At 59.0% G+C, this 16,109-nt stretch carries 14 protein-coding genes; 8 read left to right on the top strand and 6 right to left on the bottom strand.

The window, feature by feature from the left end:
• Position 1 precedes the first annotated feature (1 nt).
• Together pknB and JOE56_RS09620 are read right to left on the bottom strand one after the other, a co-directional pair.
• Entirely contained in the window at positions 2-1,915 is a 1,914-nt protein-coding gene (gene pknB / locus JOE56_RS09615) for a Stk1 family PASTA domain-containing Ser/Thr kinase (protein WP_204515797.1), read from the bottom strand.
• A complete protein-coding gene (locus JOE56_RS09620; RefSeq protein ID WP_204515798.1) occupies positions 1,912-3,012 on the bottom strand; it encodes a lytic transglycosylase domain-containing protein in 1,101 nt (366 codons plus the stop codon). The genes pknB and JOE56_RS09620 overlap by 4 nt, the downstream gene beginning before the upstream one ends.
• A gap of 104 nt (positions 3,013-3,116) precedes the next feature.
• Between JOE56_RS09620 and JOE56_RS09625 the strand changes: the two genes are divergently transcribed.
• On the top strand, positions 3,117-3,449 hold the full coding sequence (locus JOE56_RS09625; protein ID WP_102238262.1) for an Rv2175c family DNA-binding protein: 333 nt from the start codon (positions 3,117-3,119) through the stop codon (positions 3,447-3,449).
• Positions 3,450-3,454: 5 nt separating this feature from the next.
• Here JOE56_RS09625 and JOE56_RS09630 read toward each other — a convergent pair whose 3' ends face one another.
• Positions 3,455-4,519, bottom strand: a complete 1,065-nt coding sequence (locus JOE56_RS09630) for a polyprenyl synthetase family protein (protein ID WP_204515799.1) — start codon at positions 4,517-4,519, stop codon at positions 3,455-3,457.
• Positions 4,520-4,543: 24 nt separating this feature from the next.
• Here JOE56_RS09630 and dinB point away from each other — a divergent pair, with 24 nt between their 5' ends.
• Both dinB and JOE56_RS09640 read left to right on the top strand, forming a co-directional pair.
• Complete coding sequence (gene dinB / locus JOE56_RS09635; RefSeq protein ID WP_204515800.1) at positions 4,544-5,824, top strand: DNA polymerase IV; 1,281 nt, start codon at positions 4,544-4,546, stop codon at positions 5,822-5,824.
• 15 nt (positions 5,825-5,839) lie between these two features.
• Positions 5,840-6,241, top strand: coding sequence for a DUF3040 domain-containing protein (locus tag JOE56_RS09640; RefSeq protein ID WP_204515801.1), 402 nt, complete (start codon positions 5,840-5,842; stop codon positions 6,239-6,241).
• An 18-nt stretch (positions 6,242-6,259) separates the two neighbouring features.
• Here JOE56_RS09640 and JOE56_RS09645 read toward each other — a convergent pair whose 3' ends face one another.
• The 3 genes from JOE56_RS09645 to JOE56_RS09655 are packed head-to-tail and all read right to left on the bottom strand — an operon-like array spanning position 6,260 to position 10,472.
• A complete protein-coding gene (locus tag JOE56_RS09645; protein ID WP_204515802.1) occupies positions 6,260-8,389 on the bottom strand; it encodes a transglutaminase TgpA family protein in 2,130 nt (709 codons plus the stop codon).
• The gene (locus JOE56_RS09650; RefSeq protein WP_204515803.1) at positions 8,380-9,522 is read right to left on the bottom strand and encodes a DUF58 domain-containing protein; all 1,143 of its coding nucleotides are present in this window, start codon (positions 9,520-9,522) and stop codon (positions 8,380-8,382) included. Before JOE56_RS09650 ends, JOE56_RS09645 begins: the two co-directional genes overlap by 10 nt.
• Positions 9,522-10,472 carry an AAA family ATPase gene (locus JOE56_RS09655; RefSeq protein WP_180965286.1) on the bottom strand — a complete coding sequence of 317 codons (951 nt, stop codon included), beginning with the start codon at positions 10,470-10,472 and terminating at the stop codon, positions 9,522-9,524. Before JOE56_RS09655 ends, JOE56_RS09650 begins: the two co-directional genes overlap by 1 nt.
• Positions 10,473-10,781: 309 nt before the next feature.
• On the opposite strand from JOE56_RS09655, the gene mraZ reads away from it, so the two are divergent.
• The 5 genes from mraZ (at position 10,782) to JOE56_RS09680 (ending at position 16,105) form a co-directional block, all read left to right on the top strand.
• Positions 10,782-11,213, top strand: coding sequence for a division/cell wall cluster transcriptional repressor MraZ (mraZ, locus tag JOE56_RS09660; protein WP_102238258.1), 432 nt, complete (start codon positions 10,782-10,784; stop codon positions 11,211-11,213).
• A 154-nt stretch (positions 11,214-11,367) separates the two neighbouring features.
• Positions 11,368-12,339: a 16S rRNA (cytosine(1402)-N(4))-methyltransferase RsmH gene (gene rsmH, locus JOE56_RS09665; RefSeq protein ID WP_204515804.1), complete on the top strand. Its 972-nt coding sequence runs from the start codon at positions 11,368-11,370 to the stop codon at positions 12,337-12,339.
• Complete coding sequence (gene ftsL / locus JOE56_RS09670; RefSeq protein WP_146004623.1) at positions 12,336-12,845, top strand: cell division protein FtsL; 510 nt, start codon at positions 12,336-12,338, stop codon at positions 12,843-12,845. The genes rsmH and ftsL overlap by 4 nt, the downstream gene beginning before the upstream one ends.
• Positions 12,846-12,858: 13 nt before the next feature.
• Positions 12,859-14,643: a peptidoglycan D,D-transpeptidase FtsI family protein gene (locus tag JOE56_RS09675; protein WP_204515805.1), complete on the top strand. Its 1,785-nt coding sequence runs from the start codon at positions 12,859-12,861 to the stop codon at positions 14,641-14,643.
• Positions 14,630-16,105, top strand: a complete 1,476-nt coding sequence (locus JOE56_RS09680; protein ID WP_204515806.1) for a UDP-N-acetylmuramoyl-L-alanyl-D-glutamate--2,6-diaminopimelate ligase — start codon at positions 14,630-14,632, stop codon at positions 16,103-16,105. The genes JOE56_RS09675 and JOE56_RS09680 overlap by 14 nt, the downstream gene beginning before the upstream one ends.
• Positions 16,106-16,109 lie beyond the last annotated feature (4 nt).

Consider the following 16,109-nt stretch of genomic DNA (forward strand, 5'->3'; position numbering starts at 1 on the left):
ACTACTTGTCCTTCTTGTCGTCCTTTTTAGGTTCGTCCTTCTTTTTGTCGCCAGATTTCTTGTCATCCGCGGGCTTCTTGCCTTTAGAGATACGCAGAAGGATGAAGTCGCCGGGGTGTTTGGGCGTGCCGGGCGCAGGGTGCTGTGAGATGACGCGACCCTTTGGAACCGTGTCGTGGTACTTCTCATCGGTCCCTACGCGGAAGCCAAGCTTCAACATCTTGTGGTAAGCACTCTTGAACTCCAGGCCTTTGACGTTGGGCACGGAGATCGGCTCTTCACCCTTGGACACCGTAATGTTGACGGACTCCGAACGTTCGACCTTGTCGCCGGGCTTGCGGGACTGTTCGATCACTTCGCCCTTAGGCGAGTCGGAGTATGTGTCCTCAACGTTGCCAATGGTGATGCCGGCCTTTTCGGCTTCCTTTTCCGCGTCGTTACGCTTGAGCCCCGTGAGCGTGGGAACCGCGACCAGGTCCTTACCCTTCGAGACGACGAGCGTGACGGTGCCACCCGGTTCCACCTGACTTCCCGGGGCCGGGTGGGTTTCCAAAATCCTGCCGGCAGGCACCTCGGAACTGAACTTCTGGGTGATCGCGACGGTCAAACCCGCCGATTCGATCATGTGCTGCGCGTCCGACTGTTCAACACCGGTAGCAATTGCGGGCACTTCCTTAGGTGCGTCCGTGTTCTGCCGGTTCCACACGATTCCGGACGCGACCAACACCAGGATGGCCGCTGCTGCGATGAGCGCGAAAATGGTGCGGCGTCGGCGTGCGACGCGGGGGTTGGGCGCCGAGGCGGTCGCCGGCTCTGGGCGTGAGCCTGCGCCTTTGTCATGTGCGCCTTTGTCTTCTGCGCCTTCCTCCATGTCTGCCGTGTGAACCACGGTGGTGGGGGAGAGCGTCTCGGCACCGTCGTCCTGCGCCTGGCTCTGTTCCGCTTTGTCCTCATCTACGTCGTCGCTGACCAGAGGCTGTTCGTTGGGGCGTTGAATCGGGTCGGAGGACTCGACATCGGCGGTCGCGGTGATGACCGGCGCCGACGCATCCACGGGTTCCGACGAACCAAAGTCGAGTTCCTCGTCGCTGAGCTCAGCGCGCGCCTCGTTGAGTGCGTCCCTAAACGCTCGCGCAGATTCGGGTCGGTCCTCCGGTTCAGGGGACGTTGCCCACAACACCAGAGCGTCGATCGCAGGAGGTAGGCCCGGGAGGGCTTCGCTAGGGGCGGGAACTCTGTCGTGAACGTGCCGATAGGCCACCTGAATGGGCACTTCGTCGGTGTATGGCTGGGACCCGGTGAGCATTTCGTAGAGCATGATGCCCAGCGTGTACAGGTCCGTGCGCGCGTCGGCCCCAGCCCGCGTGACAAGTTCCGGTGCGACGTACCCCACCGTTCCGATCAGGGTTTTTGTAGTCGTCGCTGTGGTGACCGCACGGGCCAGACCAAAGTCGGTGAGTTTAATTTTGCCGTCGGTGCCCAACAGAACATTGTCCGGTTTGAGGTCACGGTGAATCATGCCTGCGTCGTGAACGGCTTCGAGGGCTGCCAAAATTGCGTTGCTGACAACGATCGCCTGCCGAGGTGTGAGCTTACCCCGGTGCCGAAGCTCCTTGCGAAGTGTTACGGATTCGAGGTACTCCATCACCAAGTAGACGACGTCCCCGTCGCGTCCTTGGTCGGTGACCGAGATGAGGTTGGGGTGTTCGAGCCGCGACGCGTTCATGGCTTCGCGCTCGAACCGTTCCACGAATGACGCATCCGTCGCCAAGTGCGGGTGCATGACCTTGATGGCGATCTGCCGGTCCGTGGTCAGATCGGTGCCCAGGTACACCATGGCCATGCCACCGCGCGCGATTTTGTCATCGACGCGGTAGCGCTTGTTGAGGACCGTCCCTACGAGCGGGTCTTTCACTGCGCACCGTCCGTAGAAGATTCGCCGAGGTGGTTGCCCGGTGACTGCGTAGATCCGGTTGTCGCGAACCGGTCGGCGAGCACTTGAACAGCACGTACAAACGCGCGCGTATCGGGTGCGAGTCCATGAGCTTCGATGCTGGCCGCGCCTTGATAGTACGCGGCGATTGCCGCCGGTACGGATTCGGTTGACCGAATGAGCGACCTGAGGATGACCAGCCCCGCCACGATATTGTCGGCAGGGTCGGTGATGTTGAGGTGACGTCCTGCCAGGGATGAAGCCCACATTCCCGCTCGTGGCGTGACTTGCATGATGCCTATCGCGTTGACAGGGGAGACGGTCCGGTGGTTGAGCCCGGACTCCTGGGTCGCGATCGCAAGCCCCAAGTGCGGGCTCACCCCGATCTCAGAGGCCAAGCGTGTGAGTGTTTTGTACACCCAGTCTCGGCGCGGTGCTGGGCGGGTCGAAAGCACCCACTTGTTAAAACGGGCAGCTTCGACAACGTGTTCGGGATACGGCTCGTCACCGTGGCGGGTAGGAAGTTTAGGTAGACGCTGGTCGACGGCAGGACGGGTCCTGCCAGATGTGGCTCCCGAACCCTGCAACATGAGTAGCTCGCCTACCACAATGTGTTGGCTGGTCATCGCGTTGGCACGCATGAGAGCGCCAACGGTGGTCGAGTATTTCAGCGCGATCGATTCGAGCGAATCTCCCGGGCACACGCGGTGAGAGGCCGGCGGGGGAGCAACGTTCTTTTCTGGCAGAGACAGAATCTGGCCGGGACGTACCGCTCCTCCAGTCAGGTTGTTCAATTCCACGAGCGCGGGAATCGATACCCCGTGTTTCTTCGCGATGCTGAGTACCGTATCTGAAGTTTTGACCCGGTAGGTGCGTCCCCCGTGCGTGACGGGGACGGCCTCGGTCAGGGTACCCGAGGTGAATCCCGGCGCGTCGTCAATGAGGGGGCGCTCTTCATAGCGTTCAGGAAGTGTGCGCGGCTGTTCGTGTTCCCGCTGGAGCAGAGCCTCGACCTCGAGCGCATCGGCACCTGGGTGCGTGCGCGGAGGTCGTTGGCGCGACGTGCGGAAATTGGTCATGAAAAATGCTCCGGGGGAAGACGGGTTTCGCACCTCCAGATTAGTTGCGGCCATCCATGTTTAGGTGGGTTTGCAGTGCGGCGTGTCGCAAGTACTCTTAAACCATGACTGTTGACACATGGCTCACGCGTGAAGAAGTTGCCCAGCTTCTGGGCGTCACCCCGTCGAAAGTGCGTCGCCTGCTGGAGGACCGGTATGTGTGCGGAGTCAAAGATGGGCACGTGATGAAGATTCCGGAACTGTTCTTCAAGGACAGCGAACCGGTTCCTGCTTTGCGCGGAACCATCACGCTTTTAGACGACGCAGGGATGGACGATCACCAAATCATCCAGTGGCTGTTCACTGATGATGAGACGCTTCCCGGTCGCCCCATCGACCACCTGCGCAAAGGCGCTAAATCAGAAGTGCGCCGCCGTGCGCAAGCGCTTGCGCTGTAGAGCTTTTACGTATCTCTGCGCGTGAGCCGGTTGGCGTAGGCGCGCAACAACTCCAGATCATTCGAGCTCACTCCGTGCTCACCCAGGGCGTCCAGCGCGACGAACGCGTCCTGGAGCTTCGAATCAATCAGGTCTTCGTGTTCGCGTTTCGCACCGCACTGATCCAGGAGCTCAATCATGCGACCGGTGTCGGAGTCGGTTCCCAAGCGCTCACGGAACCACTGGGCGTCGTCATCGTTCATGCGTGCCAACGCCAACCCCACTAGGACGGTCTTCTTCCCTTCAACAAGATCATCACCCGCAGGTTTGCCGGTCGCCTGCGGATCACCAAACACGCCCAGCTCATCGTCACGCAGCTGAAACGCCTGCCCCAACGGCAAAGTGAAAGCCGAAAGAGCGCGCACAAACTCTGGTTTGGCACCCGCTAAGCGCGCGCCCAATTCAAAGGGCTGTTCAACCGAATACTTCGCGGACTTGTACGTGAGCACTTCCATGGCCCGGTCCACGATCTGTGCGTCTGGTACCGGGGCCGCCTGGATACGAATATCCAAGTATTGCCCCAGCATGACATCGCGACGAAACGCGTCGTGCGTGGCCCGGACATGGGAATCGGCCACCTCCAAACCGGAGGCAGTGAACAACTGCTCGGACAACCCCAGGCACACGTCACCTGCAATAATTGCGGCATTGATTCCGAAGCTCCGCGCATCGCCTCCGAACCCTTCGTCACTGTGCATGTGAGAAAAGAACGCGTGGGTAGACGGGTTCCCACGGCGCGTATCCGAGTTGTCAATAATGTCGTCGTGTATGAGAGCAGCCGCGTGAAGAAGCTCAACACTGGCAGCCACATGGACAATTCCAGGATGTGTGCCACCCGCCAGTTGGTAACCCCACCACGTTGCCAGAGCGCGGATCCGTTTTCCGCCCACGCAGAACGCGCGAATCGGGTCGGTAAGTTCAGAAGCCACAGGCGACAAACCGGCCAGTTCATCAGCGAACGTGCCAAGTTCCTGTTCCAAAACAGCGTCGACGTGGGCAATAATGTCCGCAGGCTGATGTAACCGATCCATGCCTGCAAGCCTACAGGGGGAAGTGTGAGCCGCAAGCAACTCGCCCGGTCTGGTGGGGACCTGTCCACGCTGTCCGGTGACGACACCGGGTGTACCACCCTGCATGTGGACATGGACTCCTTCTTTGTGTCCGTTGAGCTCTTGGATCGCCCGGATCTCAAAGGCGCCGAGGTGATTGTGGGCGGCCGCGCAGGTCGCGGCGTCGTGGTGTCGGCTTCCTATGAAGCGCGCGCATACGGTGTCTACGCGGGTATGCCCATGAGTAGGGCGCTCGCCCAATGCCCTTCAGCGGTCGTGATTCCGCCGTCCCGTGGCCTGTATTCGCAGTATTCCGCCCGGGTTTTCGACATTCTGAAAACCTTTACCAACGAAGTGCATCAAGTGAGCGTCGACGAGGCGTACATCGACGTCGCCTCGGCTGTGCGCAGACTGGGGCGACCGGGCGTGATCGCGCAGAGTATGCGCGCGCAGATCCGTGAGGCCACAGGGCTTGCTGCGTCAATTGGTGTCGCTCATTCACGTGTGGTCGCAAAAATGGCGTCCGCGCGGGCCAAACCCGATGGCATGCTCGTTGTTCCGCGTGCCCAAGTGGCACAGTTTCTTCACGACATGCCCGTTGAAGCAATCCCCGGTGTAGGGGGTAAGACCCAAGACAAACTGGCACGGTACGGAATCACTACGATCGGTCAGCTTGCTGCGTGCTCACCCGATTGGCTCAACGCCCGCTTTGGTGCCCATGGAAAAGGCCTCTACGCATCTGCTCACGGTGAAGATTCGCGTGACCCCAACAGAGTCCGCGACCACTCGATCAGCGCAGAACACACCTTTCCAGCCGACATTTTCTCCATCGACGAGCTTGAACTCGAACTCATCCGTTTGGCCGACACCGTGGCGAGCCGGGTGCGCAAAGAAGGCAAAGCGGCCCGCACCGTGAGCCTGAAATACCGAACCGCGGACTTCTCCACCTTCACCCGGTCTGTGACTCTGTCAGCCCCCAGCGACGTCGCCAGCGAGTTCCGAGACGCGCTCCTCCCTGCACTCCGCACCTTGCACACACGGGGAACTGGAGTGCGCCTGCTGGGCGTGCGCGCGGCCGACCTCAACGACCTCGGCGAGGTTGGTAGGCAAGCAACGCTGGAGAATACGGACTCAGGAAAGCGGGACTCGGAGATCGCGTTAGACGCCGTTCGCAACCGTTTTGGGAGCGGGGCGATTTCACGCGCGTCGCTCATTCGCAACAATCCTGACAAAACCCATGACGCACCTGCGCACAAGACCGACTATGATAGTGATACCGAGCTTTGAAATGGGGGATTTGTGATGGCGCTGTCGGAACACGAACAGCAACTTCTTGACCAGCTGGAAAAGCAGTTGCGCAATGAAGATCCGCGATTTGCGCAAAACATTTCACAAACCCACAGCCCTGCAGGTATCGCACTTTCTCCTAAGCACCTGGTTACTGGCACGCTCGTGCTGGTCGTTGGTTTAGCTATCGCGCTCGGCTCGGTGTTCTTCTTGACATCGCCTCTGTCCATCGTGGGTGGAGTGCTCGGGTTCTTCCTCATGGTGGGAGGCGCCTACTACGGTTTCGCAGCAGCGTCTGCATCAAAGCCCGCGGGATCCGGTTCTAAAGCTCAGAGCTCGGCAAACAAGCCAAACAAGAACAGTGGTTTCATGAACCGTGTCGAAGAACGCTGGGACAAGCGTCGCGGTTCGCTCTAGCCCTATTTTTCTTCAGCCTTATTTTTTCTTCCACAGACTCCGGGGCCACAGGGTGGCTTTCACGCGCCCAAACGCTGAACCAGCCCGGTCTTTCTTCACGTCTTTGACCAGCCCACGAGCGTCGATATCGAGGGACTCCGAGCCCGTTCCCGCGTAGTGCTCACGCTCCAAGGTGCCGACCAGTTTCGCAATGTCGTCCGCGTGGTCGGGGTACTGCTCCGACAGATCGCGGCCGCGCTTGGCAAGCGTATCCGACGCCGGGGCAGCGTAACCGCAATCCACCTCGGTCGCCCGGATTTCTTCCCACACCAGGTTGGCGTTCAACGGGGTGCGCAGTCGCCGGCTGCGGGCCCGCGCACGCAACAACAGCGGTAGCAAGGCCAGGATGACCAGCGCAAACACGGCCGCTCCCACAATGAACGGAACCGCCGAGGTCGTCTCCGACTCCTCTTCCTGAGCTGGCTCTTCCTCTGGGGTAGGCGTGGGTTCGGCGGCTTCTTCCTCTGGCGCCGGCTCCTCTGAGGGCTCCTGGGTAGGTTCTTCCGGTTCCTCAGGGGCCTCGCCGCCTTCGACCGACCACGGTGGTGGGGGACCGGCAGGGCCACCTGGGGTGGGTTCGAACCGCACCCAACCGGCGCCTTCGAAGTACAGTTCGGGCCACGCGTGAGACCGCTGCATAGTCACGTCATATCCGCCCGCGTCGTTGGGCTCACCAGCAGTGAACCCAACCCCAATGCGCGCCGGAATACCTTCCATGCGCGCCATCGTGGCCATTGCGGCCGAGAATTGAACACAGTATCCACGACGGTCTTTGAGGAACTGCGACAGCACACTTCCCGACGCCTCATTGGGAGCATCGAGCGAGTACTCAAAGTCGCGGAAGTGCGCCTGCAACTTCGCGGCTTTGTCCCAGTCGGTTTTGGCGTCTTTGGTGATTGCGTCGGCTTCTTCTTTAATGTCGCTAGGCAGATCGTTTGGCAGCTTCAGATACTGCTCGAACGCGCCCTCATTCACAGGAGGAGCCTTCTTCAACTGTTCAGCCGTGGGTTCAACCGACCGGTATGTGAGCGAGTAGTTCAGCCCTTCAACTCCCACGTTGTTGCCCACGATCGTGAGGGTGTCACGGTCATAGACCCACCGGTCGCCCAGGCCCGAGGTCTCAAGCGGGGCGTACTGAGCCGGCAAGTGATTGCCACCCAGCCCTTTGATCGTAAAGGTGCTGGTGTAGGAGTTGGCTTCAATGTCTGGCCCGAGGTCGCCCACCGGTAGTCCTGCGTCAGGCGAGGCACCGCGTTTAAAAGAGAAGGCGGCTGGTGCCCACTTCTTGCCGTCGAATTCGGACACGGACGTGAGTCGTACGGGTGGTTCCAGCGGGTCAGTTGATTCGTATGAGAAGACGACGTCGTCACTCTTGTTGGTCAGATTCGCCCGCAGGTCAAGGAACGGGTTGATGACTTTGACATCCTGGTCTTCTCCCGCCGGCTTGTTCGCTTGAGGAACGATGGGAGGCATGAGGAGAGGTAGGCCGATCCCCAAGATGAGCGCAAGGGCTCCAGCGGTGACAGCCCACAAGAAACCTCGCGACGCTCCTGTGTGCGCGGTGAGCAAAAGCAAAATGAAGGCAACGGCAACGGAACATGTGTGCCACCACTGGATTGACGAGGCTGCAATGAATACGGGAATGAGCCACGTGGCAAGAACCAGAGCGCCTGCGATGTGGGTTAAGTGCAGGTCATGGACCAGGCTGTCGACCAACATGGTCAAGAGCGCAAAAGATACTGTGGCGAGAACGGTGAGGCCGGCCGTTGACGGGGCCGGGGCGGGAGCCGCATACACGTCTCGGAAACCTTGTGCGATCGACCCCGCGAGCTCAGAAAAGCTACTTCCTGTGGGGATCACACCAGCGACAGTGGTTTCAGGCAGTGTAACTGCGATGACCGCAAAGAACCCCACCACGAACTGCACGATCACGGTAAGGCCCGTGTTACGCGCGGTTTCAGACAAACGCGACAGCCACCCTGTGGCCACCGTGAGGAAGACCACCGCAACGGTGGGTACGAACCAGTTCCAGTCGCTAAAGACGGCCGAGGTCGCCACAACTGACAGAACCATGGCGACAAATACTGTGAGAGTCGAGATTATGCGCATGACACACCTCGCAGGCTCCACTGAGAAGGAAGGTTCACATCTCCACCGAACATGCCTGTGAAGTTCATATCGTCAATGGTTTCGCTATCGATGTCCGAGGCGTACCAGCGATGCGTGCGGACGCGCTGGCCACCGGTGATCCGGGGGACGTGATCGGGATCAGGTGCGCAGACAACAAGTTCTGACAATGCGCGCATTTCCCGAGCAGAAGGCATGCGTGCGGGTGCAGCATGTGCCCGGGCTGCCAAAACATCGACCGACAAATTGCGTTCTCTGGGTTCAGCTTGAACCGAATGTTCGCCCATGACGACACGGACCGAAAAACCGGACTGCGTGAGAGCGTGAACAGCGCTCATGGCCGCAGCCACCAGCAAGTCGAATTCGACGGGGTGTGAAATGCCTTCACCGTGAACGATCACAGCCGCTACCGGGTTGTCTTCATCGGCTTCTTGCCTGACAACCAGCTGACCGGTGCGCGCCACAGTCTTCCAGTGTATGTGTCGCAAATCGTCGCCTGGCGCGTATTCGCGTGTATAGAAATCGCGGGTGGAGGTTCCACGCGACAAACGTTCTGTTTCCGCAAGCGGGTTTGGTCGCCCACTCAAACCTGGGCTAGCCAACTGAACTCGCGGGGGAGCGACCGCAATCTTGAGACCCTGGGACACTTTCTTCTTAAACATCGTCAGCCTAAACGGGCCATTCACCGCCACCGTGACAGCTGAAATCCCTCGGAGACCTCGGGCCGATGGAGTGAACGTCGCATCCACCTCGACGGTCCCGCCGCCCGCGACCGAAGGAACCTGCACCCCCTGGGGGAAGCCGAACCCGTTTTCCGGCTCAACCTCCAGGTAGAACGACCCGCTACGAAACGGAAGCGCGTTCGTCACACTGACACGTACATCGGTGTCTGTGCCCACGTACGTGAGGGGGTATCCGCTCACATGGGGCGCAAACGCCCGGAGCTTTACCTTCATGCGGGTGCTGGTCACGAGGGCGAAGATGAGTGAAAAAACCGTGAGGAAGACCAGCAAAATGCCCACTGGTAGCAGTGCCGGAAGCTGAAAACGGTACGCGGCAATGCACAGGCTCACGCCTGCAATCAAGAAAACAATGCCAGAGGTGGTAACGCGCATTAGGAAACCGGGGTTGCGGCCACCACGTCACGGATCAGCTGGGAGGTGTGTTCTGGGTGGTCGCTTTCAACAGCGATAATGCGGTGGGCCAAAACCTCCTGAGCCAAGTCCTGTACATCGTCAGGAGTGACGTAGTTGCGTCCATTGAGGACCGCGTGAGCCTGGGCTGCGCGCAAGAGGAGGACGCCACCACGTGGGGAAACACCCACGGAAATTGCGTCGTGAGAACGTGTCGCCGTCAACAAGCGAACCATGTAGTTACGTAGCTCGGCTGTGGCGGTGACATTTGTGACGGCCACACGGGCACGTTCGATCTCTTCCAATGTTGTAACGGGGCTCAGTTCGTCTAACGGGTCGCGCCCGGTGTTGTGCGCCAACATTTGGGCTTCCGACTCAACCGACGGATAGCCCACCGACGTGCGGATCATGAAACGGTCGCGCTGAGCCTCCGGAAGACTGTACGTGCCTTCCATATCAATGGGGTTCTGAGTTGCCACCACAATGAACGGCTGTGGCATGAGATACGTGGTCCCGTCGACACTGGCCTGACCTTCGGCCATGCACTCCAGCATCGCTGACTGGGTCTTGGGGGAAGCGCGGTTAATTTCGTCGGCAATCACGACATTGGAAAAAACAGGTCCCGCACGGAACTCAAAATGGCGAGTTTCCTGATTAAACAGGTTCACACCCACAACGTCCGTGGGCAGAAGGTCAGGTGTGAACTGGATACGACGGACTGAACCGTCGACGACGCGACCCAGCGCTTTAGCGAGAAGGGTTTTACCTACGCCAGGGACGTCTTCGAGGAGAAGGTGTCCGCCTGCCAGAAGAGTAATCAAGCTCAGCTCAACAACACGATCTTTGCCATCGAGGACCGTGTTCATGGAGTTGCGGGCGCGCGCTGCGAGTTCAGCGATGGATGCGATTTCTGCCTCTGTGGGTGTGCTCATTTCTCCATTTTGGCCTATTGCGCAAGTCATCTCCACTTCACTCCACACAGCCACCCCACTTTGCCCCACTGAACACCTCCACTTTCCTCCCCTCGGTGTGTAAACGCCGAAGATCCGGGCGAAAAACATGGCTTTGACCCCTGAAAACGACACAACGCTGAAAATTTCTCCCACTTTCCTCCACCTATTTGACCTGCAGTTATATATGTTATCAGGGAGTAGAAGGCCGAAAAAGTGTATTTGGTGGGGGAAAGTGGAGTACAGTGGTCTTTGTCGGAGCTCGTGGAGTTTCGAAAGGGGTGAGATGACATGTTCTTGGGCACGCATATGCAGCGGCTCGACGACAAAGGTCGCCTCATCCTGCCCGCAAAGTTCCGGGAGGAACTGGCCGGTGGACTCGTTGTAACTCGCGGTCAAGAACACTGCCTCACCCTGTTTTCAGCCCGAGAGTTCGAAACGGTTCACGAAAAACTGCGGACCGCCCCCATGACCAGTAAGGACGCTCGCGACTACCTGCGTGTGTTCCTCTCTGGAGCTTCGGCAGAACAACCCGACAAACAAGGACGCATCACAATCCCGCAGATTCTTCGCAAATATGCGGGACTCGAGCGCGAGCTCGCGGTGATCGGCCTGGGAAATCGCGTTGAAATCTGGGATGCCCACACATGGGAGTCCTACTTGAACGAAACCGAACAAGGATTCGCGGATCGTACCGACGAGGTCATCCAGGGAGTCTTCTGATGTTGCTGGATTCCGATCTCTGTTCGTCCACGTTGTTTTGGAGCACTTCCCCGGTTCCAAAGCCCTAGTCCTGACACACTTCCCCGGTGCCAGGGCCGTGGACGAACGGAGTTCAGTTTTCAGCAGCACTACAACAGCCAGGAAGGAGGAGACCATGACATATCCACACATTCCCGTTCTGCTCGACATGTGCGTCGAACTGCTGGGACGAGGAGTCGAAGAAGCACGGGCCCGCGACATTGCGCCCGTCATTATCGACTTCACTTTAGGCATGGGCGGTCACTCCGAAGGCATCCTGCGTGCATATGACGATGTCCACGTCATCGGAATTGACCGTGATCCCGCGGCGATCGACATCGCATCGTCGCGGCTCGCCCCGTTTGGTTCCCGCTTTGAGGCTGTGTGTACCTCGGACGACGACATTGCCCAGGTTCTCGACCAACGCGGAAACCCGCCGATCTCCGGAGTCCTTTTCGACCTCGGCGTCTCCTCTTTACAACTCGACGATGACGCACGCGGTTTCAGCTACTCCCGCGACACCCCGCTGGACATGCGTATGAACCCCGAAGAGGGAATCAGTGCCGCCCACGTGCTGGCGACGTACTCAGAAGAGGATCTCGCTCGCATCATCTCCACGTACGGAGAAGAACGGTACGCGCGCAAAATCGCTCGCGCGATCGTCGCCGACCGGGAACACACACCATGGACGACCACTCAGCAGCTCGCAGACCTCATTGGGCGGGTAGTCCCCGACCCAAAGTACCAACGGAAGCGGTCTCACCCAGCTAAACGCACGTTCCAAGCCCTGCGCATCGAAGTCAATGACGAACTTGGCAACATCACGCGCGCTCTACCTGTGGCGCTCTCTGCGCTCCACCTCGGGGGAGTGGCCGTTGTGGAGTCCTACCAGTCTGGCGAAGACACCATTGTCAAACGCATTTTCCGCCAAGGGACGACCGTGCAAGCGCCCCCCGACCTTCCAGTTGTGCCTGACCACCTCAAACCGTGGCTAGAAGAAATTGTCCGAGGCGCCTACAAAGCGCCACAAGAAGAAATTGACCAGAATCCCCGCGCAGCCTCTGTGCGGCTGAGAGCCGTGAGAAAAATTGGAGTTGATCCCGCGTGAGCACTGCACTAAAGCGCTCCGTACAGCGGAGCCCAGTCACTACCCAACGACCCCTCAAGCTCATCACCTCTCCGGTCCGACGATCACGGTCGTTCCCGTTTGTATGCATGGGCATTCTGTTCATCGGCGTAGTAGCGGTGCTACTGGCCAACATCTTCGTGTCGAACACCACTTACCAGATCAACGAACTGAGCGAACGTAGCGAAGATCTCAAATCTCAGCGCGACCGACTTTCTGAAGACATCGCTTACCGGCAAAGCCCGCAGAACGTACACAAAGCAGCGCACGAGATGGGCTTGGTGCCCGCTGACAAGGTGTACTTCGTCACCACTGACGGCAAAGTCGTTGAAGCGAAGGAAGATCCTGGAAAGAAAGTGGGAACCGTGCCTGGTCCGCGTGCCGATACACGGGATGACGCCCGACCAAACTTACGATCGGATGAGAGGCTTCCCGCAGTCGGTGAAAGTGGAAAAGACCTCGAAGCACCCACGATCAGAACCCCGTAGAAAAGGATGAAAAATGCCCGCGACGATTGCCAGCCGAAAGGTTGCTAATCCTAAGCGTCGCATGGCATTAGTCGTATTCGCGATTGCCGCTGTCCTTGTTCTTATCGTGGTCAAGCTCGTGTCGATTCAGGGCATGGACACCGCGAAACTGGCAGAGCAGGCGTTGGACTCCCGCCTCGTAAACAAAACATTGCCCGCCAAACGCGGCTCCATTCTTGCGGCTGATGGAACCGTTCTCGCAGATAACGCCAGGCGTTTCAAGCTGGTTGCCGACCCGGTCAATGTAGCGGCTTACAAGGACGAAAGCGGTCAGGTTGTTGGTGCGTGGGGCGCTGCAAACGAAATTGCGACCGTTCTCAACACCGACCCAGGACTTATCTACCCCAAACTCAAAGAACAAGGGGATAAGCGGTGGAGCCCCATCGCTGACGGCCTCACGAGCGAAATTTGGGTAAAAATTCGCGAACTCAAAATCCCTGGTATCACCGTCGAAGAGTCCTCAGTTCGCACCTACCCAGCAGGTGAAGTGGCCGGAAACATTGTGGGATTCGTCGGATCTGACGGTGAAGCCCTCACCGGTGTAGAACGCCAGTACCGTCACCTCCTTACCGGTAAAGACGGAAAAGAGCAGTACGAACGCGGACTGTCCGGTGACCCCATTCCACTGGGAAGTAATTCGCAAGTTCCACCCGTGGACGGAACGGGTCTCCAGCTCACCATCGACACCAATATTCAGATGTATGCCCAAAACGCCATTGGCGAAGCCGTGAAAAAGCACAAGGCCGAATGGGGATCCGTGGTTATTCAAGAAGCAGGCACAGGACGTATCCTGGCCGCGGCCGAATCGCCCACTGTTGACCCCAACAACCCCGGTAAGAGCAAGGCCGAAGACCGCGGGTCACGCACCTTCACCTCCACCTTCGAACCTGGGTCCACAGCGAAACTCATTACTACCTCGGCGCTCATTGACGCTGGCAAAGCAACCGCGGATTCCCAATACGTGGTGCCGTACAAATGGAAAGCCCCCAACGGCGAAGTCTTCCGCGACTCCCACGACCACGCTGACCAAAACCTCACCTTGGCAGGAATCCTCATGGACTCCTCCAACACGGGAACGCTGATCGCAGCCGAGGGGTTGAACAACCAAGAACGCTACGATTGGCTCAAGAAATTTGGGTTCGGCACGCCCCCGGAACTGGAGTTCCCCGGAACGAGCCGTGGCATTCTGCATCACCCCAAGTCGTGGGACGGACGTACCGAACATGCCGTCTTGTTCGGTCAAGGTGTCGCCGCGACCGCGCTACAGACCACGCAAGCCTTTTCCATCATTGCTGATGACGGAATGGCACACCCGCAACGCATCGTCAACGGAACCGTGGACCCCACCGGAAAAGTCACGGAAATCCCCCTCAAAGACGGAACCCAAGTGGTCAAACCCCAGACCGCACAGTCCATGCGGGAAATTCTCGAGGCGGGAGTCGAGGAGGGGACCGGTAGCAACGCCAAAGTTCCTGGTTACCGAGTGGGTGGCAAGACCGGAACCGCTCAAGCGCCAGCCGAAAAAGGTGGCGGATATGACGGCTACACCGCGAGCTTTATTGGAATCGCGCCCATCGACGACCCCAAGATCACCGTGTCGGTGACCCTGCAACGACCACGCAAAGGGTACTATGGCGCTGCGGTGGCCGCGCCAGTATTTTCCGATGTCACCGGCTACGCGCTCAAACAGATGCGTGTGCCTCCCTCCGGCCCTGTCCCTGAACTTCCAGCTAGAGAGTGGAAAAATGAAGATCGCTGACCTCACGCTTGAGAACACCACGGTGATGGGCGACCCCGACCGTGACATCACGAGCGTGGACAACGACTCACGCACGACCAAGCCGGGTGGGCTATATGCAGCCTTTCCCGGTGCCAATGTCCACGGCGCGAGCTTCGCAGCCCAGCTGGTCGACCAAGGCGTTCACGCGTTCCTCACCGACCCCGCCGGCGTCGAGATCATGCGCGAAGCAGGCCTGGATATGTCCGATCTGACAATCCTTGTTCACGAGTTCCCGCGAGCAGTAGCTGGCCACATCGCCGCGCAAGTGTATGGAACCGGAGCAAGCCCTGCCATGTTTGGAGTGACAGGCACCAACGGTAAGACCACAACCACGTTTATCCTCGATGCGTTCCTCCAAGCGCTTGGTCACACGACTGGGTTGATCGGAACGGTTGCCACAGTGATCGCAGGTGACCGGGTTGACAGTGTGCGCACCACCCCCGAGGCTGCGGCTTTACATCAGCTTTTGGCTCGGATGCGGGACGCGGGTGTCGATACGTGCTCGATGGAAGTGTCCTCCCACGCGCTGAGCCAGCACCGTGTCGACGGGGCGCACTTCGACGTAGTGAGTTTCACGAACCTGTCCCAGGACCACCTGGACTATCACGGCACCATGGACGAGTATTTCAACGCGAAAGCTACTCTTTTTACCCCGGTGTTTGCTTCCCGAGGAGTGGTGGTTCTTGCGGACGACTGGGCGCGCAAACTCGTTTCGGTCTCGCAGATCCCCGTGGTGACTGTGTCGATGAACAGCGAAGACAAGCCCGATTATCTGGTGGTTCAGGGTGAGAAGTGGGAATTGCATACGCCACAGGGAAACATTCCGTTCACGCCCGTTCTTCCGGGTTTGTTCAATGTCACCAACACCGCGCTGGCCCTTGCCATGCTGTTGGAGTCCGGAGCTTCGTTTGAGGCAGTCGCGTCTATTGCGAACGGGACCGAGGTCGTTGTTCCCGGACGTATGGAAGTGGTCAACGCTGCGCACCCGCGGGCAATCATCGACTATTCGCACACGCCAGACGCCATTGAAAAGGTGCTGGATCGGTTGTCGGGCGACCCCGTGGTTGTAGTCGTGGGTGCCGGAGGCGACCGAGACTCCACCAAACGTGCTGCGATGGGTGAAGCCGCCGCACGCGGTGCGGATGTGGTAATTGTCACTGACGACAATCCGCGGTCAGAAGATCCGGCCTCGATTCGCGCGCAAGTTTTAGCTGGTGCGCGCGAAGCAACTGACGTACGTGCTCACACCATTGAAGAGGCTGATGGCCGTGGTTTAGCGATCCGCCGAGCAGTTGAGCTCGCGGGTGTAAACGGGACTATTGTTGTTGCTGGGAAGGGACACGAAACCGGTCAAGAAATCGCCGGTGAAGTGCTCCCGTTTAGTGACCGTGACCAGACACGCGAGGCCATTGAGGCCTATTACCGTGAAGAGAACCGGTAAAGTT

This window comes from Brevibacterium paucivorans, from assembly GCF_016907735.1.
GTDB lineage: Bacteria > Actinomycetota > Actinomycetes > Actinomycetales > Brevibacteriaceae > Brevibacterium > Brevibacterium paucivorans.